We start from the raw sequence: 23,574 nt of genomic DNA on the forward strand, positions 1-23,574 counted from the left end.
GCGGCCGTGGCCGCGCCGGAAAGACCTGGCTGTTACTTGGACAGGTAGGCGTTCCAGAAGTACGGCCAGGCCGAGGGCGTGAAGCCTCCGAGCTTGGGCGACTTGGCCGACAGGGCGTTGAAGTTGCCGACCTTGTAGAAGGGCGCCTCGTCATAGATCAGCTTCTGGATGTCCGACCAGATGGCGACGCGCCTTTCCGGATCCATCTCGGTGTTGAGCGCGACCACCAGCTTGTCCTTGGCCTCGCTCGCCCACCAGCCCGGATAGGACGAAGGCAGCGGAGCGATCAACGCAGGATCCGGCAGGAAGGGGCTGTGGGTGATGAAGATGTCCCACAGCGCAGGTTCCGCGCGGCGCTGCACCAGCGTCGCCCAGTCGACCACGTCGAGCTGCACCGCAAGCCCCGCCGCCTTGAGATATTCGGCCGCGACCTGCGCCATCTTGTAGTGGAACTCGTACTGCCGGCTGGTCAGGATGCGGATCGGCTTGCCGTCGTAGCCGGCTTCGGTCGCCAGTTCCTTGGCCTTGTCCGGGTTGCCCTGGTTATAGGGCTCGATGCCGGCGTCCGACCGCCACTGATAGCCTTCGGGATAGAGGGCGCCGTCGACGGCGAAGAAGTCAGGCTTGCCGAAGGCGGCGGCCAGCATGTCCTCCGAATTGAGTGCCGCCTGCACGGCCTTGCGCAGGCCGGGCTTGGTCATCATGCCTTCCTTGTTGTTCATGATGAACATCGGCCAGCCGAAGGACTTGAGAACCAGCGGCTCGGTCTTGGCCTGGCCGTTGAGGCGATCGAAGGCCTCGACGGGCAGCAGATCGGCATAGTCGTACTGGCCGGCAATGGCGCCCTCGACACGGGTGTTGGCGTCCGGAACCGGCACGAAGCGGATCTCGTCGAGATATTGCTTGCGCGCGCCGCCAAAGCCGTCCGGCTCGCCATCGCGCGACTTGTAGCCGTCGAAGCGTACGAGCTGGAGATACTGGTCGGGCTTGCGCTCCTTGATCATGTAGGGGCCGGTGCCGACATATTCGGACAGGGTTTCGCCGATCTTCTCGGACGGCAGGACGACGGCAGCGGAGTTGTTGAAGGCGAGCAGGGCCGTCAGCGGCGCGAAGGGCTGCTTCAGCGTGATGCGGACGGTGTAGTCGTCGACGGCCTCGAGCTTGTCGAGATTGGCGGCGACGAGCTTGCCGCGCGAGGCGACCTCCAGCCAGCGCTTCAGCGAGGCGACCACGTCCTCGGAGGTCATCGCCGAGCCGTCGTGGAAGACGATGCCCTGGCGTAGCTTGATGGTGTGCACCTTGCCGTCGGCGGAGACCTCCGGCAGGCCCTCGGCCAGCAGCGGCGTGACGTTCCAGTTCTTGTCGAACGTGTAGAGTGTCTCGAAGAAGTGCTGCGTGACCATGCCGAGCAGGTCGCCCGTCGCGGTCATCGGATCGAGCGTGGTCAGTTCGCCGATCGTCGCGACGTTGACGACGCCGCCTCGTTCCTGTGCAAATGCCTGTGTCGTTGCCAGCATGCTCGCGCCTGCCAGACCTGCGATAATCAGTTTCCTCAGCATGTTCGCCTCCCTTTATCCATTCGAAGTGCTGGTGAAGTATTCAGTTAGCCTTTGCCAGTGACGCGATGACGCGCTCCATCTGGTCGACCACGGCCTCGGTGATGCGCTCGCCCTTGGCGGCTGTCGCGGTCGACGGATCGCCGACCACGCCGGTGCCCCCCGACATCTGGTGCATGGTGCGGAACAGCGCGCCGCGGGCGGCGCGGATCATGTCGGCGTTGGCCCAGTCGAAGGTCTCGACATAGGACATGTCGCCGATCAGCTCGCGGCGCACGCTGTCGGGCGCCGCCAGCAGCATCAGCGAGGTCTCGAACTCGCAGGCGTGGTTGACGCCGGCGAAGCCGCTTTCCCGGATCGCTTCGAGCTCTGGTGCCGCAAGGCGCCACCAGGTGAGCATGGCCATGCGGCAGTCGCGATGGCGCGAGCCGAAGGTTTCGAGCAGCACCTGTCCGATGGCCTGGTTGCCGCCGTGGCTGTTGAACAGGACGATGTTGGTGAAGCCGTGGCGCACCACGCTTTCCAGTATGTCGCCGACATAGGCGAGGAAGGTCTCGTGGCGGATGCTCAGCGTCCCGGCAAATTCCATATGGTGCTCGGAGCAGCAGACCTTGACCTGCGGCAGGATGAGAACCTGATCGCCCATCCGCGCCTCCAGCCGGTCGAGGAAATGGCCGCCGATGGCGACGTCGGTGTCGATCGCAAGGTGCGGCCCGTGCTGCTCGATGGCGGCGACGTTGAGCACGACCGGGATCGACCGATCCAATCCGGCGAACTCGTTTGTGGTGAGTTTTTCCCAGCGCATCTGCGTCTACCCTCAGGCGATGGTGCGTTCGGAGGTGCGGAAGCGCGCGAGCGCGGCCTCGTCGAGCTTGACGCCGAGGCCCGGGCCGTCGCTCGGAATGCGCACATGGGGCGGCTCGAAGGCGAGCGGGGTCTCCAGCAGATCGTGCGAGCGGATCATGCGGCCGAAGATGTCGCCCGGCCAGACGCAGCTCCTGGCCGCGGCCGACTGGTGCACGTACATCGCCTCGAGGATGCCGAGATCGACCTCGGAGCCATGCCAGCAATAGAGGCCGGCGGTCGCGGCGATGTGGTCGAGCGCCTGGAACTTGGCGAGGCCGCCGTTGAAGTTGAAGCCGTCCACCGCATTGTGGGCGAGCGCGTTGATGGCGTCGTGCGGGCGCTGGCCCTGGTAGATGTAGGGCAGGGAGACGTGCAGCACGATCGGGATGGAGGAGAAGCGGCGCAGCTCGGCGAAGTCGAGCAGCATCCAGCGCGGCAGCGGATCCTCGAGCAGCAGCACGTTGCCGACCGCCTCGAGCTCGCGGATGATGCGCCGCGCGTTGCCCGAATTCTCCCAGCGCTGGTTGGGGTCGAAGATCACCTTCATGCCCGGCGCATGCTGCTTGATCTCGGCGCACCAGCCGGCGACGTCGTCCTCGAGGTCGCACTTGAACTTGATGACCTTGTAGCCCTGTTCCTGGTACTTGCGCACCCAGGGGCCCACTTCCTCCATCGTGCGGTGGCTCGACCACGCGCTCACGGGCACGTGCTCGCGGACGGCGCCGCCGAGCAGGCAATGCATCGGCACGCCGAGCGACTTGGCATAGGCGTCCCAGATCGCGCATTCGAAACCGTCATATTCGCGGCACAGCGGCAGCGGCAGGTCCTGCAGGGTCAGGTCCATGATCGACTGGCCGAGCAGGTTGGCGCAGATCGCCTCGATGCGCGGCCATTCGTGGTCGCGATAGAACTCGCCGAGGCCAACGGTGCCGTCGGCAAGCGTCATGCGCAGGATGAGCTTGGGAAGCTCGTCGAACTGCATGCTCCAGGCGGCCTTGCCGCCGACGGGCAGCATGTGCAGCGGCTTGGCCAGGCTGTCGGAATTGATGACGCCCTTGTGGGCCGGCACGACGACCTCATCGAAGCGGAAGGAAACGATGGTCTTGTCGGTGACAGGCATGGTCGGCTTTCGGCTCGCTGTTGGAACGAAACCGAGAATGTAGTTTTACTACGATAATGTCAATCTTTGCGGAGTAAAATTTCACATAGAATTGAAAGCCGCGACGATACCGCCCCGGCTGATGCCGCGGAGAGACAAATTCGGTGCGGTGAGGGCAGGGGCGAGCGTCAGTCGCCGACGGGCTGGCTGTCGGTGCTGCCGTGCAGCGCCACCAGCGTCGAACGGGCGCGCCAGAGTTTCTTGCCGACGGTGTTGCGCCGGCGTGCGCCGATCAGCGTCGAAATGCAGTCGAGCACGAAGAGCTGCCCGTAGCGTCCGCGATTGGGCATGTAGAAGAACTTCTCTTCGTCGAAGGCAACCAGCGGCACGTTGATCGATGCCTGCTGGGCGAGGGGGCTGCCGGGATGTGTGACGGTGACCACCTTGGCGCCGAGCGACAGGGCGATCTGCGCGCTGTCGACGAGCGAGCGCGGCTTGCCGGTGACCGAGAAGATGAACAGCACGTCGTCGGCCTCGACCGTCGAGGCGATGATGCGCTGCTTGTAGGGGTCGGCGGTGGCCGACACGGCGATGTCGAGGCGGAACAGGCGGTTCTCGGCCTCGCGGGCGACGTTGGCGGAGCTGCCGCCGACGCCGAAGCAGAACGTGCGCCGCGCCGCATGGATCAGGTTGGCGGCCTGCTCGAGGGCCGCAGGGTCGCGCTGGGCGAAGGCGTTGGCCAGCGCCTGGCTGGTCGCGTCGTAGACGTGCTGGGCAACGTCCGGCCCGGTCTCGGCGGCCGATGTCCGTTCCGCCGCGATGTACATGCGGCCGATCGCATAGTCCTGCGCGAGCCTGATCTTGAAATCGGTGAAGCCGTCGCAGCCGATACGGCGGGCAAAGCGGATGATCGTCGGCTCGCTGACCTTGGCCTTCGCCGCAAGGTCCTTGATCGGCAGGCGCGTCGCGGCCTCGATGTCGTCGAGGATGACGTTGGCGATGGCGCGGTCCGCCGGATTCATCTCTCCGTTTTCGATGCGGAGCCGGTCGATGAGGCTGGTCTGGTTTGCCATGTGGCCTTCGCTGCCGAGTCTGGGTCGGCCGATCCTAGGTCATGTCGTCAGGAATCCAAGGGGCCCCTGTCTTCCGCGACACGGCACGCCGTACGGCCCCCGGATATCCACGCCCGCCATGGCGTCGCGACAAGGCTTGCAATAACATCCCGTCAAATGCGGCGGCTGCCGCGAGCGGAGGAAAGTGAGATGGACGAACCCGATCGTTGGCGCCAGATGTCGAGCGCGCCGAAGGACGGCAGCCGGATCCTGGTCACGGTGCGACCGGTCGAGCAGGGGCCGGCCGAGGTGGACGTGGCCTACTGGGCGCGGACCGACCAGTTCGGCAGCGAAGGCTGGCGCGCCGCCGATTCATATCCGGGCTGCGTCATCGGCTATGCCGAGCCGGAACTGAAGTGCTGGATGCCGCTGCCGCAAGCCAATCTGGGCAAGAACGCGGCCAAGGCCTTTGCGATGCCGCAGCCTTGGGAAGGCGACGAAATCGAGGTGGACGGGTCGGGCATCTGAGCCGGGGCGTGTGGCTACCCGAACAGGCCGGCTGGCGGAGGCTGGCTGAGATGGCTGGTGCGGATGATAGGAGTCGAACCTACACGCCTCTCGGCACTGGAACCTAAATCCAGGGCGTCTACCAGTTCCGCCACATCCGCATGCGACCGCAAATCCCATGTCGCCATCATTCTGTCAATCTCGCGGAGGAAATCGGCTTGGCCGGGAGAAATGGCGAAGATGGTTGAAAATTCGGCCCGCGTGTGACAAAAGGCCTGTCGAATATGACGGGACGCGAGAATCCGTCTCTGCTGGATGCGATAAGAAGTAGCAATAACAACAACTTATCGAAATCTTCGGAAGACGGCGGAACAGGTGGGCCGAAATAAGCGGTTCCGGGTTCCAATTTGCGGACTTGAAGCCACCCCCGGCAAACGAATTCGGGCAGGCTGAACGGCTGGATGCCGTCGCGCCGCGCCATACGTAGAACAAAGGTTTGATGATGCAGGTCACCGAAACGCTCAACTCCGGTCTCAAGCGCGAGATCAAGGTCACGGTCCCGGCCGGCGACATGGAAGCCCGCCTGGCCAAGCGGCTTTCGGATGCCAAGGACAAGGTCCGCATCAACGGCTTCCGTCCGGGCAAGGTGCCGCTTCAGCACCTGCGCAAGATGTACGGCAAGTCGTTCATGGCCGAGGTCGTCAACGAGATCCTGACCGACTCGACCCGCACGATCATCGCCGACCGCGGCGAGAAGGCTGCCATGCAGCCCGACGTCGTGATGACCGAAGACGAAAAGGAAGCCGAGAAGATTCTCGCCGGCGGCGCCGATTTCGAATTCTCGCTGAGCTACGAAGTCATCCCGGCGATCGAGATCAAGGAATTCTCCGACATCAAGGTTTCGCGTCCGGTCTACGACGTACCGGCTAGCGAGATCGACGAGCAGGTCAAGCGCATCGCCGAGTCGGCGCGCACCTTCGAGACGAAGGCAGGCAAGGCCGCCGAGGGCGACCGCGTCACCATCGACTATGTCGGCAAGATCGACGGCGTGGCCTTCGACGGCGGCACGGGCGGCGACCAGCCGCTGGTGCTCGGCTCGAAGGAATTCATCCCGGGCTTCGAGGACCAGCTGGTCGGCGCCAAGGCCGGCGACGAGACGCTCGTCACCGTCACCTTCCCGGAAAACTACCAGGCCGCGCACCTGGCCGGCAAGGAAGCCACCTTCGACGTCACCGTCAAGGAAGTGGCCGCTCCCGGCGCCCTCGAGATCAATGACGAGACGGCCAAGAACCTCGGCCTCGAGTCGCTCGACAAGCTGCGCGAGATCGTCCGCGGCCAGCTCGAGAACCAGTTCGGCGCCATGACGCGGCAGAAGGTGAAGCGCCAGCTGCTCGACCAGCTCGACGGCAATTACAAGTTCGAGGCGCCCTCGAAGCTGATCGAGGCCGAGTTCAACAACATCTGGGGCCAGGTCACCCGCGACCTGGAGCTCGCCGGCCGCACCTTCGCCGACGAAGAGACGACCGAAGAGGAAGCCCGCGCCGAATACCAGCGTCTGGCCGAGCGCCGCGTGCGCCTGGGCCTCGTGCTCGCCGAGATCGGCGAGAAGGCCGGCGTGACGGTTTCCGACGAGGAGCTGCAGCGCGGCCTGTTCGACACGGTTCGCCGCTACCCGGCCAGCCAGCAGCAGGAAGTTTTCGATTTCTACCGCAACAACCCGTCGGCGCTGGTCAACCTGCGCGCGCCGTTGTTCGAGGAGAAGGTGGTCGACCACCTGCTGTCGCAGATCTCCGTCACCGACAAGAAGGTGAGCAAGGAAGAGCTGCTGGCGGACGACGAGGACGAAGCTGCCGAGAAGCCGGCCAAGAAGGCCGCGGCGAAGAAGGCCGCCAAGGCCGAGGCCGCCGAGGGCGAAGAGCCGAAGAAGAAGGCTGCTCCGAAGAAGAAAGCCGCCAAGGAAGGCGACGCCGAGTAAGGCTGGGCCTCAAGGCAAGGTTTGAAAAGGCCGCCGGGAAACCGGCGGTCTTTTTGTTTGACGTCTTGCGATCCGCGACCGCGCATCGGTGTCAGATCAGTGCCAGGCCCTTCATGCTGGCAAACCCCTTACGCCCGATGATGATGTGATCGTGCACCGAAATGCCGAGCGGCTTGGCCGTGTCGATGATCGTCCTGGTCATGTCGATGTCGGCGCGTGACGGGGTCGGATCGCCCGAGGGATGGTTGTGGACGAGGATGATGGCCGTCGCCGACAGTTCCAGCGCCCGCTTGATGACCTCGCGCGGGTAGACCGGCGTGTGGTCGACCGTGCCGGTCTGCTGCACCTCGTCGGCGATCAGCGCGTTCTTCTTGTCGAGGAACAGGATGCGGAACTGCTCGCGCTCCTCGAAGGCCATCGACGCGCGGCAGTAGTCCAGCACCTGTGCCCAGGACGATAGCACCTCGCGGCCGCTGATCTCGCCGCGCGCCATGCGCTTCGCCGCCGCCGCGATGACCTTGAGGTCGAGCGCCACCGATGCGCCCACCCCCTTGACCTCCTGGAGCAGGCTCGCAGGCGCGCCGAGCACCTCCGCCAGCGTACCGAAGCGCGCCAGCAGTGCCTTTGCCACCGGCTTGGTGTCGGCGCGGGGGATCAACCGGAACAGCAGCAGTTCGAGCAACTCGTAGTCGGCGAGCGCGTCCTCTGCCCCAGAGAAACGCTCGCGCAGCCGTTCGCGATGGCCGAGATAGTGAGGCTTGTCAGGCGCAGGACCGCTTTTGACGGGCGGCACCGGCTGCTCGCCGAAGAACCCGCGCTCGTCGTGTTCGTTGCTGCCCATTCGCCGCCCCCGCCGGTCCGCAGCCGGCCGGGCGATCTTATGCGGGCAGGCCCGGGCGGTCGAGCCCCTTGGGCGACAACGTGAAGATCTCGCAGCCGGTGGCCGTGACGCCGACGGTGTGCTCGTACTGCGCCGACAGCGAGCGGTCGCGCGTCACGGCCGTCCAGCCGTCGGAAAGCACCTTCACATGCGGGCGGCCGAGATTGATCATCGGCTCGATCGTGAAGATCATGCCCTCGCGCATCTCGACGCCTTCGTTGACATTGCCGTAGTGCAGGATGTTCGGCGCGTCGTGGAACAGCGCGCCGACGCCGTGGCCGCAGAAGTCGCGCACGACCGAGCAGCGCTCGGCCTCGGCAAAGGTCTGGATCGCAGCACCGATCGCACCCGTCCGCGCGCCCGGCCGCACGGCCTCGATGCCGCGCATCAGGCACTCGTGCGTCACTTCGAGCAGCCGTTCGGCGGCGCGCTTGATCGTGCCTACCGGATACATGCGGCTCGAATCGCCATGCCAGCCGTCGAGGATGTAGGTGACGTCGATGTTGACGACGTCGCCTTCGCGCAGCGGCTTGTTGTCGGGGATGCCATGGCAGACGACGTGGTTGATCGAGGTGCAGCAGGATTTCGTGTAGCCGCGATAGTTGAGCGTGGCGGGCACCGCGCCGTGGTCCATGCCGAACTCGAAGACGAAGCGGTCGATCGCCTCGGTCGTCACGCCGGGTGCGACGCGGTCGGCCAGCTCGTCGAGGCATCGTGCCGTGAGTTGGCAGGCCTTGCGCATGCCTTCGAAGGCATCGGCTCCGTAGAGCCGGATCTGGCCCGTATTCCTGAGGGGCGCCGTTGCGGCGTCGAGATAGCTGACCATGGACTTCTGCCGGATAAGTTCGGATTGCTCGCAAAGGGCATGCGAGGCATCGCCGCAGATTTGGCACCGGACGCGTCCGGATTCAACCCGCAAAGGCGATGGCGCGCGCTTTTGCGGCGCCCGGCCGCCCAAAAAGGCGACGGTCAGCCGCCCTTGGCTGGCTGGACGAGCGGCTGCTCCGGGCGCGGGGCGGAGGGATCGGCCGATCTCAGGCTTTCGACATGGACCCAGCCGCGACGGCCCGCGGCCATCACCAGCGCCCAGTTGCCGTCGCGGGCGAAGATCCTGACGCCTTCGCCCTGCTTGACCGGGTAGAGCACGGGCGCGGCGATCTCCGGCCGCTGGCGAAGGTAGATGCGCGTGCTGGTGAACAGCATGCCGGGTTCGCCGCTCCTGGCGCGCTTGCTCTCGACCGAAGGGCGCGGCGCCGGCACTTGCGGACGCGGGGCGGGTGTCGGCGGCGCCTTCTGGATGTAAGCAGTCTTGATCTCGGCCGGGGGGCGAAGCGGCGTGCCAGGTTGGGACGGTGTGGGGGCTGGCGCAGGCTTCGAGGCAATTCGGTCGGCGCCTGGCCGCGGAGCCGCTGCCAGCTTCGGCTGCGCGGCCTTCGGCTGGACCTTGGCGTCGCGCTGCTCGACGTCCGCCTTCGGGCGCGCGACGCCGGGATTGGTCTGCGCGCCGACGCTTGCCTGCGGGCGCGGCACTTCCTTGCGGGGCGCGGCTTCGGTCCGGGGACGGCTGGCTACGCGGGCGGGGCGCTCGCCGAGGCCCGACTTGCTGGGCACTTCCTGCGTCATCGCCCAGCCGCCAGCCGCCATCGCGCCGAGCAGGAGCCATCTCAGTTTTGGAAGGGCGAATCCGGACATGCGGCGAGTCTGGACTTCAGAGCTTAAAGCCGCGTTGACGCAGATGACCTCATGGGCAGGGACGGTCAGGCCTTCTTGAGGAACTCGGTCTTCAGGACGAGACCCTTGACCTGCTTGGTGTTGCACTCGATCTCGCCTGCATTGCCAGTCAGGCGGATGTTCTTGACCAAGGTGCCGCGCTTGATGGTCTCGGAGGTGCCCTTGACCTTCAGGTCCTTGATCAACGTGACCGAATCCCCGTCGTTGAGTTGGGTACCGTTGCTGTCCTTGACGATGTCTTCGGCCATGATGTCCTTCGGTGGCTGGAGTGGAGAGCTTGGACTATGTCCTCGGAAGCGCGGCGTAAAGTGGCATTTGCGGTGCAAGTCAGGTCGTCGTGACCAGATGGGAGTATGGCCTCACGCCGAGCGACGTGCGCTGGCGGCCCTGAACAGAGGTCAAGACAAAGCCGCTGCTATTGCGTGTTTGCGCTCAGCAAGTCCTCGCCGATGGCAGCCTCAATCAAATGAATTGTCTGGAAAACCTGGTACGCCCAAGGGGAATCGAACCCCTGTTACCGCCGTGAAAGGGCGGTGTCCTAACCGCTAGACGATGGGCGCGCTCAGGTGAGGCGGTGTATAGTTGGGATGTTCGCGGCAGGCAACCCGTCTTTTTGCTGCGCCGCGAAATTTTTCGTCTTATCCCCTGCGGCCGCAGCGCCAGTTCCAGTCGCGCTCCGGGCCGACGTCGACGTGGACCGAATTGGTGCTGCAATAGGTGCCGACGCCGCCGCGGTCGGGCATCGAGCGGAGGAAGGTGGCGAGTTCCCATTTGCCCACGCCGGGCACCTGGATGTCGGCGGCCGCGCAGGCCATGTGCAGAGATTTCTTGGCGCCGCCCACCCGGCGGTTTCGCTCCGGATCGCGGAAGCCGGAGGTGACGATCATCTTGGTGCCGAATCGTTGCTCGACTGCCTTGAGCACGCGCACCAACGAGGGCTTGAGGCAGCTGACGTCGACATTGTCGTTCTGCTTGAGCAGCCCGTTCGGCGCCAGACGCGCCAGGCCAGCCGCAGAGGCGACCTCGTAGGACCCGTCGTCGTCGCCTTCGTTCAGGTCCACGTCGCTGTCGTCGTTGATGCCCGACTTGCGCTTGATCTCGAACAGGTCGGTGGTGCGGACGCCCGGCAGCGCCCAGTCCGAATCGCCGCCCGACGAGCCGCCGAGCGAGGCCATCGCCACCTGCTTCGAGTTGGCCTTCGTGGAGGCGAGGGTGATGATCGGCTTGGCCTTTTCCTCGGGCGCCTTCGGCGCGGCCGACTGAGCCGCGGCGGGGGTGGTCGCGATGAGCGGCTTTGTCTCTTCTTCCTTCGCCGGGACAGACTTTGCGGGCGAAGAGCTGAACAGCGACGCGAGGAAGCCCTTTTTCTTGGGCTGCTGCGGCGCCTCCGTGGCCGCGCCTGCGGCCAGGCCGTTGTCCTGCTGGGCCGAGGGCTTTTCAGGGTTGGCTTCCGCGACCTGCGTCGCTTCCGCTGCCTTCGACGGTTCCGCTTCGGTCGCGGTGGCGGCTTGCTGCGGCTGCTCCGCCTTTTCCAGCGCGGATGCCGCCGCCGATTCGGTGCCGGGCTTGTTGACGGGGACGTAGCCGACCTGATCGGGCAGCGCCGTGCCGCCTTCCGTATTCATCGCGAGATTGGTGTCCGCCTGCGCGGTTGCGGCAGCGGGCGATCCTGCAGCTTCGGGCGTGCCGGCAGCCTCAGTCGTTGCGGTCGCCGCCGACGAAGCATTCGCCACTTCGAGGCTCGGCTCGCCCGTGGAAGTGCACGAGGCGGCGGCAAGCGAAACCAGGACGGTCAGCGCAACGCCGTACCTCCAGTCCGCTGGTCGCAGTCGTCCTGACGTCAAGCCGGTCCCCTCTCAATGCAATGCAGCCAAAGAATACGCTTGGCGATGAAATCCAACGTCTACGCTACCGCGCTTCTGAACGAGAAACGCTGCCCGATCATCTGGCTGTGATCCCCCATTTTCGGGGCTAGGCGCCAAATGCGGCGAGATCATGATTGCCATGATTTCGCCCACCTTGTGGATCGCCGTCAACTCACCGCGGATTTCAAGGAGTTACACTCGAACCTTGACATAGGTGCCGGGAGCATCTTCTAGCACCCGTCCGCTTGTGCCGGGCTTGCGCGCCGAAACGCGCCTGTCGTCCTTGGCCTCGATCCAGCGTTGCCAGTGCGGCCACCACGATCCCGCCGTCTCGGTCGCGTGGCCCAGCCAGTCGTCGAAGTCGCCGGTCGGCTTGCCGCTGCTCCAGAACTGATATTTGTTGGCGGCGGGCGGATTGATGACGCCGGCGATGTGGCCGGAGCCGCCGACCACATAGTCGACGTCGCCGCCGAAATACTTGCAGCCGAGGAAGACCGAGCGGGCAGGGGCGATGTGGTCCTCGCGCGCGGCGAGGTTGTAGACGGGGATGGTGATGTCGGCGAGCGAGACCGTGCGCCCGGCCAGTTCCATCCTGCCTTGCGACAGGTTGTTGTCGAGGTAGCAGTTGCGCAGATAGAAGGAGTGGTTGGCTGCGGCCATCCGCGTCGAATCCGCGTTCCAGTACAGCAGGTCGAACGGCAGCGGCTCCTTGCCGCGCATGTAGTTGTTGACGACATAGGGCCAGATGAGGTCGCCCGACCTCAGCATGTTGAAGGCCGTCGCCATCTTGGTGCCGTCGAGATAGCCCTTGCCCTTCATGGCGCGCTCGAGGGCGGCGATCTGGTCCTCGTCGACGAACACCTTGAGGTCGCCGGCATAGGTGAAGTCGACCTGGGTGGTGAAGAAGGTGGCCGAGCGGATGCGGTGGTCGCCTTCCTGCGCGAGCAGCGCCAGCGCTGCGGCGAGCAGCGTGCCGCCGACGCAGTAGCCGATCGCATTGACTTCACGCTCGCCGGTCGCCTGCTCGACCATGTCGAGGCCGTATTGCAGGCCCTCGCGGATATACGCCTCCCAGTCCTTCAGCCCGTGGCGCTGGTCGGGGTTGATCCAGGAGATGACGAAGACCGTATGGCCTTGTTCCACGGCCCAGCGGATGAAGGACTTCTGCGGGTTGAGGTCGAGGATGTAGAACTTGTTGATCCATGGCGGGCAGATCAGCAGCGGCCGCTTCAGGACCTTGTCCGTGGTTGGCGCGTACTGGATGATCTCGGCGACGTCGCTGCGCCCGACCACCTTGCCGGGCGTCATGGCGACGTTCCTGCCGATCTCGAAGCCGGAATAGTCGGCCTGCCTGAGCTTCAGGTCGCCCTTGCCGGCCGCGATGTCCTCGGCGAACATCTTCATGCCGCGCACCAGGTTCTCGCCGTTGCTGGCGACCGTCTCGCGGAACAGTTCCGGATTGGTCAGGATGAAATTGGAGGGCGAAATCGCGTTGGTGACCTGCTTGACGTAGAAGCCGGCCTTGTGGCGCGTGTGCTCGTCCAGCCCGTCGGCATGCTCGACGAGGTCGCCGGCCCAGCGCGTGGTCACCAGGTAGGCCTGCTTGAGAAAATCGAAGAAGGCGTTGCGGCCCCATTCCGGATCGAGGAAGCGCTTGTCTGTCCGCTCGGGCTTGATCGCTTCCTCGACCTGTTCGCCGGACATGCGCTGGACCGAGTTGCCCCACACCTCGAGATAGCCGGCGAACAGGCGGGTCTGCGCCTCCAGTGCGCGCGAGGGGTCCGACAGCCAGTATTCGGTGAGCCTGGAAAAGGTCTTGACCATGTCGGTCATCGGCTCGGCCACGGTGTCGCGCAAGTCGCCCTTCTCGCGGGGTTCGACCCAGGCCGAGGCCGCCTTGCCGGCCTGCTCGATCATGCGGGCGATGTTGAGAGCGAAACGCTCGGGGTCCTTGACCAGATATTGCTCGATGGAGGAGGGGGAATCGCCGCTCGGCTTGTCCGAATCGTCTGCCTTCGCCATGGTCCTCGCAGGTCCTCCCAAAGGGCCTTTTATTGACATACTATCATGCGACGTCTTACCGGGTCCAACGCGCTCTATCGCGCCTGTCAGGGAAACATTATGACATATCGTGTTGGTCGGCATGTTTTTTTAGGCGCCCGCGTGACGCTCTTTGCGGCACTCTTCGCGACGCCGCTGCTGGCCAGCGGCTGCGCCAGCACGAGCACCGCCAATGGTACGGCCGCCCAGACCGGCGGACGCGGCGCGCAGGACACCGGCACCTATCCCAACCTCAACATTGCGCCCCAGGTGGCCGCGCCCCAGTTCACCGACGACCAGAAGGCCGCCAAGATGGCCGCGCTGCAGGCGGCACGGCGGCGCCAGGGCGGCGCGGGCGGTGCATCGTCCGATTCGGCGGCGATGACCACGCTTGCACGGAAGCACGGCGCCGACACGCTCAAGGCCATCGAAGGCAAGTGCGACCCTATCGACCCCGCCTGCAATTGAGTATATACGCGCACGCATCGCGCAGCCCCGTTCGCCTGGAACCGACATGGAAGAATTTCACAAGGTCCGCCGCCTTCCGCCCTATGTCTTCGAGCAGGTCAACCGTCTGAAGGCCAGCGCCCGTTCGCGCGGCGCCGACATCATCGACCTCGGCATGGGCAACCCCGACCTGCCGACGCCGCAGGCGATCGTGGACAAGCTGTGCGAAGTGGTCCGCGATCCGCGCACCCACCGTTATTCGTCGTCGCGCGGCATTCCCGGCCTGCGTCGCGCCCAGGCCAGCTATTACGCCCGCCGCTTCGGCGTGAAGCTGAACCCCGACACCCAGGTCGTCGCCACGCTCGGCTCCAAGGAAGGCTTCGCCAACATGGCGCAGGCGATCACGGCGCCCGGCGACGTGGTTCTATGCCCCGATCCGACCTATCCCATCCACGCCTTCGGCTTCATCATGTCGGGCGGCGTCATCCGCTCGCTACAGGCCAAGCCGGATGACGGCTTCATCCCGGCGCTCGAGCGCGGCGTGCGCCACTCGATCCCCAAGCCGCTGGCGCTGATCCTCAACTATCCGTCCAATCCGACGGCGCATGTGGCGAGCCTCGACTTCTACAAGGACGTCGTCGCCTTCGCCAAGAAGAACGACATCATCATCCTGTCGGATCTCGCCTATTCCGAGATCTATTTCGACGGCAACCCGCCGCCTTCGGTGCTCGAGGTGCCTGGCGCCATCGACGTCACCGTCGAGTTCACTTCGATGTCGAAGACCTTCTCGATGCCGGGCTGGCGCATGGGCTTTGCCGTGGGCAACGAGCGGCTGATCGCAGCGCTGACGCGGGTGAAGTCCTATCTCGACTATGGCGCGTTCACGCCCATCCAGGTGGCGGCGACCGCAGCGCTGAACGGCGACGGTTCCGACATCGCCGAGGTGCGCGAGGTCTATCACAAACGCCGCGACGTGATGGTCGATTCCTTCGCGCGCGCCGGCTGGGAGATTCCCGCGCCGGCGGCGACGATGTTTGCCTGGGCGCCGATCCCCAAGCAGTTCAAGCATCTCGGCTCGCTCGAATTTTCGAAGCTCCTGATCGAGCACGCCGACGTGGCGGTCGCTCCCGGCGTCGGGTTCGGCGAGCACGGCGACGACTTCGTGCGTCTTGCGCTGGTCGAGAACGAGCACCGCATCCGGCAGGCGGCCCGCAACATCAAGCGCTTCCTGTCGACGACCGCCAAGCATCCCAACAATGTGGTGCCGCTCGCAGCCCATCGCTGAGCGCGCCGCAGCCCAATCCAGAACTACCGAGTGAAGAGGCGCCGCCGACCATGGCTGAAGCATTGCGTATTGGAATTGCCGGTCTCGGCACGGTCGGTGCTTCGGTGGCGCGCGTGCTGCGCGACAAGGCGGCGGAACTCACCCGCCAGTGCGGCCGCGACATCGTCGTCACCGCCGTTTCCGCCCGCGACCGCTCGCGCGACCGCGGTGTCGACCTCGGCGGCGCGCAGTGGTTCGACGATCCGATCGAACTGGCGGAGAAGGCCGACATCGACGTCTTCGTCGAACTGATCGGCGGCGACGAGGGCGCTGCCCGCTCCTGCGTGCGCGCCGCGCTCGATGCCGGCCGCCACGTGGTGACTGCCAACAAGGCACTACTCGCCAAGCACGGCGTGGCACTTGCCGACATCGCCGAGAAGAAGGGCGTGCTGCTCAACTACGAAGCGGCGGTGGCCGGCGGCATTCCGGTCATCAAGACCATGCGCGAGGCCATGGCCGGCAACACGGTTTCCCGCGTGTTCGGCATCCTCAACGGCACCTGCAACTATATCCTGACGCGCATGGAAGCCGAGGGACTGACCTTCGAGGCGTGCCTCAAGGACGCACAGCGGCTGGGCTATGCCGAGGCCGACCCGACCTTCGACATCGAGGGCAACGACACCGCGCACAAGCTGGCGATCCTGACCAGCCTGGCCTTTGGCACGAAGATCGCCGCCGACGACATCTATCTCGAGGGCATCTCGAACATCACCCAGGCCGACATCCGTGCGGCGGGCGAGCTTGGCTACCGCATCAAGCTGCTCGGCGTCGCCCAGCGCACCGAGACCGGCATCGAGCAGCGCGTCCACCCGACCATGGTGCCGACGGCGTCCGTGATCGCACAGGTGCATGGCGTCACCAACGCCGTCGCCATCGAGACCGACATTCTGGGCGAACTGCTGCTTTCCGGCCCCGGTGCCGGCGGCAACGCCACGGCCTCGGCCGTCGTCGGCGACATTGCCGACATCGCCAAGAGCCGTCCCGGATTCCAGCACGGTCCTGTCTTCGGCCGTCCGGCCAAGGAACTGAGGCCCTACAAGAAGGCGCAGATGCGCAGCCATGCCGGCGGCTACTTCATCCGCCTGACCGTCCACGACCGCATCGGCGTGTTCGCGGCCATCGCCAAGCGCATGGCCGACAGCGACATCTCGCTGGAATCGATCGTCCAGCACGCCGACGGCAAGGACGGAGCCGGCCAGAAGACGGTGATCCTCGTCACCCACGAGACGACGGAAGCTGCCGTGCGCAAGGCCGTCGACGGGGTCACCAAGGACGGCCATTTGACCGACAAGCCGCAGGTCATCCGCATCGAGCGGGCCGGCTAGGCCCGCAGGCCATATACCGGCGATGCGGGGGCGCTGGCCCGGCCACGCGCCAGCATTCCCTTTCAATCGATTGATATTGTTTCGCTTTCGATTAAGGGGGTGACAGGTCTTGCCGTTGTCACAAGTGTTTGACAATAAGGGCCGGCCCGTTTCGGGCACCCCGAATTCATCGACTGCAGGACCCTGATATGGCGAAAAGCGTTGTTGCCGGTCTCGACCGGATCCTCACCATGGAACTCGTGCGCGTGACCGAGCGCGCTGCTGTGGCGGCAGCAAGGCTGCGCGGACGCGGCGACGAGAAGGCCGCGGACCAGGTTGCCGTCGACGCCATGCGCCAGGAACTCAACCGTCTCGCCATCAACGGCACCGTGGTGATCGGCGAGGGCGAGCGCGACGAGGCGCCGATGCTCTATATCGGCGAGGAAGTCGGCGCCGGCGGCCCCGAGGTCGACATCGCGCTCGACCCGCTGGAAGGCACGACCATCTGCGCCAAGAACCTGCCCAATGCGCTGGCCGTCATCGCCATCGCCGAAAAGGGCAGCCTTTTGTTCGCGCCCGACGTCTACATGGACAAGATCGCAGTCGGCCCCGGCTATCCGGACGGCGTGATCGACATCGATGCCTCGCCGGCGGAGAACATCGCCAACCTCGCCAAGGCCAAGGGCGTGCCGGTGTCCGAAATCACCGCCTGCATCCTCGACCGCCCGCGCCACGCCAAGCTGATCGACGCGGTGCGTACGACGGGCGCTGCCATCCGCCTCATCGGCGACGGCGACGTGGCCGGCGTTATCCACACGACCGATCCGGAAGAGACGGGCATCGACATCTATCTCGGCACCGGCGGGGCGCCGGAGGGCGTTCTGGCTGCGGCGGCACTGCGCTGCACCGGCGGCCAGATGCAGGGCCGCCTCATCCTCGACACGCCCGAGAAGGTCGAACGCGCCGCCAAGATGGGCATTGCCGATCCCAAGAAGGTCTATCGCATCGAGGAGATGGCGCGCGGCGACGTGCTGTTCGCCGCGACCGGCGTGACCGACGGCAACCTGCTCGCCGGCGTCAAGTTCGGCCGCGATGCGATCACCACGCACACCATCGTGCTGCGCTCGTCGTCCAAGACGGTGCGCGAGATCAAGGCGCGTCACCAGGATATCGAAAAATTCTGATTACGCGCCCGCTGCGGTCGCCTATGGTCGGCCCGAGGCGGGTGGACCAGCACTGAATGGCGACTGAAAAGCGTAATTTCCTTGGCGTGAGGCGTTCGGCCACCGGTGTCTCATGGCAGCACCGGCTGACCGAACGCCAGGACATGATGGCGCTCGCGATCGCGCAAGGCCACGGCGTTCCCGACATCGTGGCGCGGGTGCTGGCCGGCCGTGGCGTGCCGTCCGAGGAGGCCGAGCGCTTCCTCGATCCGACCATCCGGGAACTTTTGCCCGACCCGGCGTCCCTGACCGACATGGACAAGGCGGCCGAGCGGATCGCCAACGCCGTCATCCGCGGCGAGAGGGTCGCGATCTTCGGCGACTACGACGTCGACGGCGCCTGCTCGTCGGCGCTGATGAAGCGCTTCCTCGGCCATTTCGGCATCCAGTCCGAGATCTACATCCCCGACCGGATTTTCGAGGGCTACGGGCCGAACCCCGATGCCATGCGCGAGCTGGTGGGGCGCGGTGCGAGCCTGATCGTCACCGTCGACTGCGGCACCAACAGCGCAGCCTCAATCGATGCGGCCAACGAAGCCGGCGCCGACGTCGTCGTGCTCGACCACCACCAGGTCGGCGGGCCATTGCCAAATGCGGTAGCCGTGGTCAATCCGAACCGCGACGACGATCTTTCCGGGCAGGGCCATCTCTGCGCCGCCGGCGTGACTTTTCTCGCGCTGGTGCACACCGCCAAGGTGTTACGCGAGAAGCTGCCCGATGCCCCGCGTCCGGATCTGCTCAAGCTGCTCGACCTCACGGCTCTTGCGACGGTCGCCGATGTGGTGCCGCTCGTCGGCGTCAACCGCGCCTTCGTGGTGAAGGGGCTGCAGGCGATGCGGCAGCAGAACAATCCCGGGCTGACCGCACTTGCCCGCGTCGCCCGCATCGGCGAGCCGCTCAACGCCTTCCACCTGTCCTTCCTGCTCGGCCCGCGCATCAATGCCGGCGGGCGCATCGGCGATGCCGCGCTCGGCAGCAGGCTTTTGGCGACCGACGATCCGGTCGAGGCCGGCTCGATCGCGGAGACGCTCGACCGCCTGAACCAGGAGCGGCAGGCGATGGAAACCGAGATGCTGGCCCAGGCGCGCGCCGAGGCCGACGCCGAGATCGGCGCCGGCCCGGGGCCGGCCGTCCTGGTCACCGCCAATACCAGCTGGCATCCCGGCATCGTCGGGCTTCTGGCTTCGAGGCTGAAGGACCACGCCCGGCGCCCGGTGTTCGCCGTCGCCTTCAATGGTTCGGGCACCGGCACCGGCTCCGGCCGCTCGGTCTCGGGCTTCGACCTCGGCAAGCTGGTGCGCGAGGCGGTCGAGGCCGGATTGCTGGTCAAGGGCGGCGGGCACGCCATGGCCGCCGGCATCACGGTCCAGAAGGAGAAGCTCGGCGAACTGCGCGCCTTCTTTGAAGCGCGTGCCGCGGCCGACGTGTTTCGCCTGCAGGATGAAGAAAGCCTCTTGATCGACGGCGCGCTTGCGGCGGAAGGCGCGACGCTGGCGCTGATCGACGCACTGGAGAAGGCCGGGCCGTTCGGGGCAGGGCACGTGGCGCCCGTTTTCGTGCTGCCGCGCCACAAGCTTGCCGATGTCCGCGTCATCGGCACCGGGCACCTCAGGGCCGATCTGAGGTCGGAGAGCGGCGGCCGCATCCAAGGCATGGCGTTCCGCTCCGCCGAAACGCCGCTCGGCGATTTCCTGGCCCGGAATGCCGGCCGGACGATCCACGTCGCCGGCACGCTTGCCGTCAATCATTGGAACGGCAATCGCACCGTGCAGTTGCGGATCATGGATGCGGCGCAGGCCGGTCCGTAGAGCAATTCCAGGAAAAGTGGGCAGCGGTTTCCGGCCGGAATCCGCAAAAACAAAGAGATGGAGCGTTTCCGCGATTCGAAGAAAGGCGGAAATGCTGTAGGCTAAGTCAGTACCGCCTGCAGCCTGACGATCTCGGCCATCTGGGCCTTCGTCGCTTCGTAGCCGATGCGGATGGCCTCGTCGGCGCGGTGGAAATCTGACAGGCCGATATGGCCGAGCTTGGGCTGCAGCGACAGGTCCGGCGGGTCGCCGGCGAGGCGGGCACGCGAAATGCGATCCTGGATGATGTTGAAGGCTTCGACCACAACGCCGGTGATGCCGAGCCTTGCTTCGCGTTCGCTGACATAGTCGCTTTGCGGGCCCTCGGCCGCCATTTCGCCGGCGCTGTGCTTGACCACGGCAGCGCGGCCGAAGAGGTCGTAGTGCAGGTTGACCGCCACCACCAGCGGCTGTTCGTGAGCGCGGCAGACCGAGACCGGCACCGGATTGACCAGCGCGCCGTCGACGAGGGTGCGGCCGTTGCAGGTGACCGGCTCGAACACGCCGGGAAGCGCATAGGAGGCCCGGATCGCCTTGATGAGCGAGCCGCTCGACAGCCAGATCTCGTGGCCGGTGCGGATTTCCGCGGCGACGCAGACGAACGGCTTGGGGAGGTCCTGGAAGGTCAGGCCGTTCATGTGCTGCTGCATGCGGGCATCGAGCTTCATGCCGCCGAACAGGCCGTTGCCGACGAGCTGCAGGTCGAACAGGCCGAAGATGCGGCGCTTGGTCAGGCTGCGGGCGAATTCCTCGAGCTGGTCGAGCTTGCCGGCGAGATAGCAGCCGCCGACCAGCGCGCCGATGGAGGTGCCGGCGATCATGTCGATGCGGACGCCTGCCTCATCGAGTGCCCTGAGCACGCCGATATGCGCCCAGCCGCGGGCGGCGCCGCCGCCAAGCGCGAGGGCCACGCCGGTGTCCTTCGGTTTTACTGGATCGTTGCCGCCGGTCCCGGATGAAAAGCCATTGGCTTCCCGGACGTTGTGGCGCGCGTAGAATGATGCCCATTCGAGCATCGCAATCTCCCTTGTCCCGCAAGCAGATTACACCCGGCCCGTATTAAAATCGTGAATCTTTGTGCCGCCGGATCGGCAGCCGGTTCACTATTTCTTGCGGTAGGTGTCTTCCGCGTTGAACAGGGGGGCGCTGCCGTCTGCACTGAGGGTTGCGACGCCGTTCTGTTGCCCCACCGTCCGGTAGAAGCAGGAACGCCTGCCGGTGTGACAAGTTGCATCGTGGCCGGTCACGTTTACGCGCAGCCAGATCGCATCCTGGTCGCAGTCGGTGCGCATTTCCACCACGTGCTGGAAATTGCCCGAGCTCTCGCCCTTCTTCCAGAGCGCGTTGCGCGAGCGCGACCAGTAGTGGGCGATGCCGGTCTCGATCGTCAGCGCCAGCGCCTCCGCGTTCATGTGGGCGACCATCAGCAGCATGCCGTCGGCCGCGTCGGTCACCACTGCGGTGACGAGGCCGTTGGCGTCGAAGCGGGGGGTGCAGGCTTCACCCTCCTCGAGTGCGCGCTTGTCGCTGGAAGCCTGCGGAAATGTCAAAGCGGCCATCGCCGGATCCTGAAAGTTCGGGAGCCGGCGAACGGATCAGATGCCGTTGCCGCCAGCTCGCACCATTGTCACGAACCGGACCTGTTCTTCGGGGCTGTCCCGGAAAACGCCGGTGAAGGTGGAGGTCAGGGTGGTCGAACCCTGCTTGCGGATGCCGCGCATGGCCATGCACATGTGCTCGGCCTCGATCATCACGGCGACGCCGCGCGGATTTAGCACGTCCTGGATGACCCCGGCAATCTGCGCCGTCATCGCCTCCTGCGTCTGCAGGCGGTGGGCGAAGATGTCGACGACGCGGGCGATCTTGGACAGGCCGACCACCTTGCCGTCCGGCAGGTAGCCGACATGCGCCTTGCCGATGATCGGCACCATGTGGTGCTCGCAATGCGAATGGAATTTTATGTCGCGGACGATGACGAGGTCGTCGTAGCCGGCCACTTCCTCGAAGGTGCGCCCAAGCTCGTCCGCCGGGCACATGTCGTAGCCGTTGAACATCTCGCGAAAGGCCTTGGTGACACGCTTGGGCGTATCGATCAGGCCCTCGCGGCTGGGGTTGTCGCCCGTCCAGCGCAACAGCACCTTGACCGCCGCCTCGACCTCCGCTTCGGTCGGCCGGTCGGTCGCAGGCTTTTCCATGTAGGCTGATTGCGGCATCAGCTTCTTGATCACGGCATCCATCTCAGGCGTCTCCAGTAGTCCCTGTCGGAGCAGGGACGAGTTGAACGGACACAGCCACTTCAGGAACAACCGGGATGGTGCCGTACCCAAAGCTGCGCATTTCGCCCTGTCTCCCGATGCCTCTTCGGCCGCCTTGCCGGGAGGCGAGCACCGCCATTATATATGGGCGGACACCACGATTGAAAGATGCGACAGCGACAAGAGATGGTCGTAACACGCATTCAGAGTGAAAAAAGTTGATCGACGATATCTACAACACGAAAATCCTTGGCTTCGCCGGCAATATCGGCCGGCTCGGCCGGCTGGAGCATCCCGACGCGACGGCCACGGCCCATTCCAAGCTCTGCGGCTCGACCGTGACCATCGATCTGTCGATGCGGGACGGCGTCGTCACCGACTTCGCCCATGTGGTGAAGGCCTGCGCGCTCGGGCAGGCGTCCTCGTCGATCATGGCCGAACATGTGGTCGGCGCCACCGCCGGCGAGCTGCGCGAGGTGCGCGATACCATGCTGCGCATGCTCAAGGAGAACGGCGCGCCGCCGGAAGGCCGCTTCGCCGACCTGAAGTATCTCGAGCCGGTTCGCGACTACAAGGCGCGGCATACCTCGACCATGCTGACATTCGAGGCGGTCGTCGATGCCATCGGCCAGATCGAGCGCAAGCGGGCCGAGGCGGCCGCCTAGTAGGTATCCAGGTAGCGTCGGCTTTCGACGAACTCCGACCGGATCCAGTCGGCAAAGGCCTGCGCCGGTTCGGACAGCTTGCCGAGATCCTTGGCGACGAGCCAGTAGGCACCGCAGACGACGTTGGTCTCGAACGGCTTGACCAGCGCGCCCGAAGCCAGTTCGTCCCGCACCAGCAGCAGATCGCCCAGCGCCACGCCGTGTCCCAGCAGCGCGGCCTGCTTGGCCAGCGCGGCGTCGGCGAGCAGGGGGCCGCGATCGGGCACCGCATCCCGCCCAATGCCCGCCGCCTCGAACCAGCGCGCCCAGCCTTGCCGGTTCTCTTCGTGCAGCAGCGTGTAGCGGGCAAGATCGGCAGGGCTGTCGAGCGGCGGGCCGGATTTCAGCAAGGAAGGCGACAGGACCGGGGAATCGATGACCGGACCGAGATGTTCGGCGTCGCTGCGCGGCCATGACGTATCCCGCGCGCTGAAGCGCAGCGCCAGTTCCGCCTGGCCGCTGCGGAATTCGACGAGGCGCGGGTCGACATCGAGCGAGACGTCGATGTCCGGCCGCAGGTCCCGGAAACGGTTGAGGCGCGGCACCAGCCAACTGGCGCCGAGCGACGGTTCGGCGCTGACGGTGACCACTGCCTGTTCCGGCCGCGCGATCAGCTCGCCGAGCCTCTGGTCGATGTCGTCGAAGCTCTTGACCAGCTGGCGCAGCAGCTTGTGTCCCGCGTCCGTCAGTTCGACACGGCGATGGTGGCGCACGAACAGCGGCTGGTTGAGGAATACCTCGAGCTCCCGGATCTGCCGGCTGATGGCGGCCTGGGTGACGAACAGCTCTTCGGCCGCGCGGCTGAAGCTGAGATGCCGGCCGGCGGCCTCGAAGCTCCTCAGCGCCGTCAGGGGAAGGCGTCCGCGCTTCATTTGCATAATCTCAAGTTATCCAACCCGGACGTTATACTCGTTTGAAG

22 protein-coding genes and 2 tRNA genes are annotated in these 23,574 nt (G+C 65.7%); 8 read left to right on the forward strand and 16 right to left on the reverse strand.

Annotated elements, in window-relative coordinates; genetic code table 11:
- Positions 1-32: 32 nt before the first annotated feature.
- The 4 genes from PV773_RS12605 to PV773_RS12620 form a co-directional block, all read right to left on the reverse strand.
- A complete protein-coding gene (locus tag PV773_RS12605; protein ID WP_347966663.1) occupies positions 33-1,559 on the reverse strand; it encodes an ABC transporter substrate-binding protein in 1,527 nt (508 codons plus the stop codon).
- Between the two features lie 40 nt (positions 1,560-1,599).
- Entirely contained in the window at positions 1,600-2,361 is a 762-nt protein-coding gene (locus PV773_RS12610) for a creatininase family protein (protein WP_347966664.1), read from the reverse strand.
- Between the two features lie 12 nt (positions 2,362-2,373).
- Positions 2,374-3,522, reverse strand: a complete 1,149-nt coding sequence (locus PV773_RS12615) for an enolase C-terminal domain-like protein (protein ID WP_347966665.1) — start codon at positions 3,520-3,522, stop codon at positions 2,374-2,376.
- Between the two features lie 167 nt (positions 3,523-3,689).
- The gene (locus PV773_RS12620) at positions 3,690-4,574 is read right to left on the reverse strand and encodes a MurR/RpiR family transcriptional regulator (protein WP_347966666.1); all 885 of its coding nucleotides are present in this window, start codon (positions 4,572-4,574) and stop codon (positions 3,690-3,692) included.
- Positions 4,575-4,763: 189 nt separating this feature from the next.
- Between PV773_RS12620 and PV773_RS12625 the strand changes: the two genes are divergently transcribed.
- Positions 4,764-5,081 (forward strand): hypothetical protein, encoded by a 318-nt coding sequence (locus PV773_RS12625; RefSeq protein ID WP_347966667.1) that lies wholly within the window; start codon positions 4,764-4,766, stop codon positions 5,079-5,081.
- Positions 5,082-5,136: 55 nt separating this feature from the next.
- Here PV773_RS12625 and PV773_RS12630 read toward each other — a convergent pair.
- Positions 5,137-5,221: transfer RNA gene (locus PV773_RS12630), tRNA-Leu, on the reverse strand.
- Between the two features lie 341 nt (positions 5,222-5,562).
- Between PV773_RS12630 and tig the strand changes: the two genes are divergently transcribed.
- Positions 5,563-7,035 carry a trigger factor gene (tig, locus tag PV773_RS12635; RefSeq protein ID WP_347966711.1) on the forward strand — a complete coding sequence of 491 codons (1,473 nt, stop codon included), beginning with the start codon at positions 5,563-5,565 and terminating at the stop codon, positions 7,033-7,035.
- A 91-nt stretch (positions 7,036-7,126) separates the two neighbouring features.
- Here tig and radC read toward each other — a convergent pair whose 3' ends face one another.
- The 7 genes from radC to phaC form a co-directional block, all read right to left on the reverse strand.
- Complete coding sequence (gene radC, locus PV773_RS12640) at positions 7,127-7,876, reverse strand: DNA repair protein RadC (protein ID WP_347966668.1); 750 nt, start codon at positions 7,874-7,876, stop codon at positions 7,127-7,129.
- Positions 7,877-7,913: 37 nt separating this feature from the next.
- Positions 7,914-8,741 carry a type I methionyl aminopeptidase gene (map, locus tag PV773_RS12645; RefSeq protein WP_347966669.1) on the reverse strand — a complete coding sequence of 276 codons (828 nt, stop codon included), beginning with the start codon at positions 8,739-8,741 and terminating at the stop codon, positions 7,914-7,916.
- A 143-nt stretch (positions 8,742-8,884) separates the two neighbouring features.
- Positions 8,885-9,607 carry an SH3 domain-containing protein gene (locus PV773_RS12650; RefSeq protein WP_347966670.1) on the reverse strand — a complete coding sequence of 241 codons (723 nt, stop codon included), beginning with the start codon at positions 9,605-9,607 and terminating at the stop codon, positions 8,885-8,887.
- Positions 9,608-9,672: 65 nt separating this feature from the next.
- Positions 9,673-9,894 (reverse strand): alkylphosphonate utilization protein, encoded by a 222-nt coding sequence (locus PV773_RS12655; protein ID WP_347966671.1) that lies wholly within the window; start codon positions 9,892-9,894, stop codon positions 9,673-9,675.
- Between the two features lie 237 nt (positions 9,895-10,131).
- Positions 10,132-10,206 (reverse strand) — tRNA-Glu (locus PV773_RS12660).
- Between the two features lie 78 nt (positions 10,207-10,284).
- Entirely contained in the window at positions 10,285-11,490 is a 1,206-nt protein-coding gene (locus tag PV773_RS12665) for a D-Ala-D-Ala carboxypeptidase family metallohydrolase (RefSeq protein WP_347966672.1), read from the reverse strand.
- A 213-nt stretch (positions 11,491-11,703) separates the two neighbouring features.
- Complete coding sequence (phaC, locus tag PV773_RS12670) at positions 11,704-13,533, reverse strand: class I poly(R)-hydroxyalkanoic acid synthase (protein WP_347966673.1); 1,830 nt, start codon at positions 13,531-13,533, stop codon at positions 11,704-11,706.
- Positions 13,534-13,674: 141 nt separating this feature from the next.
- Between phaC and PV773_RS12675 the strand changes: the two genes are divergently transcribed.
- The 5 genes from PV773_RS12675 (at position 13,675) to recJ (ending at position 19,657) form a co-directional block, all read left to right on the forward strand.
- On the forward strand, positions 13,675-14,019 hold the full coding sequence (locus tag PV773_RS12675) for a hypothetical protein (protein WP_347966674.1): 345 nt from the start codon (positions 13,675-13,677) through the stop codon (positions 14,017-14,019).
- 46 nt (positions 14,020-14,065) lie between these two features.
- Entirely contained in the window at positions 14,066-15,283 is a 1,218-nt protein-coding gene (locus tag PV773_RS12680; protein ID WP_347966675.1) for an LL-diaminopimelate aminotransferase, read from the forward strand.
- A gap of 50 nt (positions 15,284-15,333) precedes the next feature.
- Positions 15,334-16,647 (forward strand): homoserine dehydrogenase, encoded by a 1,314-nt coding sequence (locus PV773_RS12685; protein ID WP_347966676.1) that lies wholly within the window; start codon positions 15,334-15,336, stop codon positions 16,645-16,647.
- A 188-nt stretch (positions 16,648-16,835) separates the two neighbouring features.
- Positions 16,836-17,810 (forward strand): class II fructose-bisphosphatase, encoded by a 975-nt coding sequence (gene glpX / locus PV773_RS12690; RefSeq protein ID WP_347966677.1) that lies wholly within the window; start codon positions 16,836-16,838, stop codon positions 17,808-17,810.
- A 56-nt stretch (positions 17,811-17,866) separates the two neighbouring features.
- Positions 17,867-19,657 carry a single-stranded-DNA-specific exonuclease RecJ gene (gene recJ / locus PV773_RS12695; protein ID WP_347966678.1) on the forward strand — a complete coding sequence of 597 codons (1,791 nt, stop codon included), beginning with the start codon at positions 17,867-17,869 and terminating at the stop codon, positions 19,655-19,657.
- A gap of 101 nt (positions 19,658-19,758) precedes the next feature.
- Here the strand turns inward: recJ and PV773_RS12700 are convergent, their stop codons facing one another.
- The 3 genes from PV773_RS12700 to folE form a co-directional block, all read right to left on the reverse strand.
- Positions 19,759-20,712 (reverse strand): patatin family protein, encoded by a 954-nt coding sequence (locus PV773_RS12700; RefSeq protein WP_347966679.1) that lies wholly within the window; start codon positions 20,710-20,712, stop codon positions 19,759-19,761.
- 87 nt (positions 20,713-20,799) lie between these two features.
- Positions 20,800-21,255 (reverse strand): phosphoribosyl-AMP cyclohydrolase, encoded by a 456-nt coding sequence (gene hisI, locus PV773_RS12705; RefSeq protein ID WP_347966680.1) that lies wholly within the window; start codon positions 21,253-21,255, stop codon positions 20,800-20,802.
- 36 nt (positions 21,256-21,291) lie between these two features.
- Positions 21,292-21,933, reverse strand: a complete 642-nt coding sequence (folE, locus tag PV773_RS12710) for a GTP cyclohydrolase I FolE (protein ID WP_347966681.1) — start codon at positions 21,931-21,933, stop codon at positions 21,292-21,294.
- A 236-nt stretch (positions 21,934-22,169) separates the two neighbouring features.
- On the opposite strand from folE, the gene PV773_RS12715 reads away from it, so the two are divergent.
- Positions 22,170-22,616, forward strand: coding sequence for an iron-sulfur cluster assembly scaffold protein (locus PV773_RS12715; RefSeq protein WP_347966682.1), 447 nt, complete (start codon positions 22,170-22,172; stop codon positions 22,614-22,616).
- Here PV773_RS12715 and PV773_RS12720 read toward each other — a convergent pair.
- The gene (locus PV773_RS12720; RefSeq protein ID WP_347966683.1) at positions 22,613-23,527 is read right to left on the reverse strand and encodes a LysR substrate-binding domain-containing protein; all 915 of its coding nucleotides are present in this window, start codon (positions 23,525-23,527) and stop codon (positions 22,613-22,615) included. The genes PV773_RS12715 and PV773_RS12720 overlap by 4 nt on opposite strands.
- Between the last annotated feature and the right edge of the window lie 47 nt (positions 23,528-23,574).

This window comes from Mesorhizobium sp. CC13 (genome assembly GCF_039907765.1).
GTDB lineage: Bacteria > Pseudomonadota > Alphaproteobacteria > Rhizobiales > Rhizobiaceae > Aminobacter.

Coding starts and splice junctions, on each gene's coding strand:
- PV773_RS12605 (WP_347966663.1), bottom strand. CDS start 1,559: ATGCTGAGGAAACTGATTATCGCAGGTCTGGCAGGCGCGAGCATGCTG.
- PV773_RS12610 (WP_347966664.1), bottom strand. CDS start 2,361: ATGCGCTGGGAAAAACTCACCACAAACGAGTTCGCCGGATTGGATCGG.
- PV773_RS12615 (WP_347966665.1), bottom strand. CDS start 3,522: ATGCCTGTCACCGACAAGACCATCGTTTCCTTCCGCTTCGATGAGGTC.
- PV773_RS12620 (WP_347966666.1), bottom strand. CDS start 4,574: ATGGCAAACCAGACCAGCCTCATCGACCGGCTCCGCATCGAAAACGGA.
- PV773_RS12625 (WP_347966667.1), top strand. CDS start 4,764: ATGGACGAACCCGATCGTTGGCGCCAGATGTCGAGCGCGCCGAAGGAC.
- tig (WP_347966711.1), top strand. CDS start 5,563: ATGCAGGTCACCGAAACGCTCAACTCCGGTCTCAAGCGCGAGATCAAG.
- radC (WP_347966668.1), bottom strand. CDS start 7,876: ATGGGCAGCAACGAACACGACGAGCGCGGGTTCTTCGGCGAGCAGCCG.
- map (WP_347966669.1), bottom strand. CDS start 8,741: ATGGTCAGCTATCTCGACGCCGCAACGGCGCCCCTCAGGAATACGGGC.
- PV773_RS12650 (WP_347966670.1), bottom strand. CDS start 9,607: ATGTCCGGATTCGCCCTTCCAAAACTGAGATGGCTCCTGCTCGGCGCG.
- PV773_RS12655 (WP_347966671.1), bottom strand. CDS start 9,894: ATGGCCGAAGACATCGTCAAGGACAGCAACGGTACCCAACTCAACGAC.
- phaC (WP_347966673.1), bottom strand. CDS start 13,533: ATGGCGAAGGCAGACGATTCGGACAAGCCGAGCGGCGATTCCCCCTCC.
- PV773_RS12680 (WP_347966675.1), top strand. CDS start 14,066: ATGGAAGAATTTCACAAGGTCCGCCGCCTTCCGCCCTATGTCTTCGAG.
- PV773_RS12685 (WP_347966676.1), top strand. CDS start 15,334: ATGGCTGAAGCATTGCGTATTGGAATTGCCGGTCTCGGCACGGTCGGT.
- glpX (WP_347966677.1), top strand. CDS start 16,836: ATGGCGAAAAGCGTTGTTGCCGGTCTCGACCGGATCCTCACCATGGAA.
- recJ (WP_347966678.1), top strand. CDS start 17,867: ATGGCGACTGAAAAGCGTAATTTCCTTGGCGTGAGGCGTTCGGCCACC.
- PV773_RS12700 (WP_347966679.1), bottom strand. CDS start 20,712: ATGCTCGAATGGGCATCATTCTACGCGCGCCACAACGTCCGGGAAGCC.
- hisI (WP_347966680.1), bottom strand. CDS start 21,255: ATGGCCGCTTTGACATTTCCGCAGGCTTCCAGCGACAAGCGCGCACTC.
- folE (WP_347966681.1), bottom strand. CDS start 21,933: ATGGATGCCGTGATCAAGAAGCTGATGCCGCAATCAGCCTACATGGAA.
- PV773_RS12720 (WP_347966683.1), bottom strand. CDS start 23,527: ATGAAGCGCGGACGCCTTCCCCTGACGGCGCTGAGGAGCTTCGAGGCC.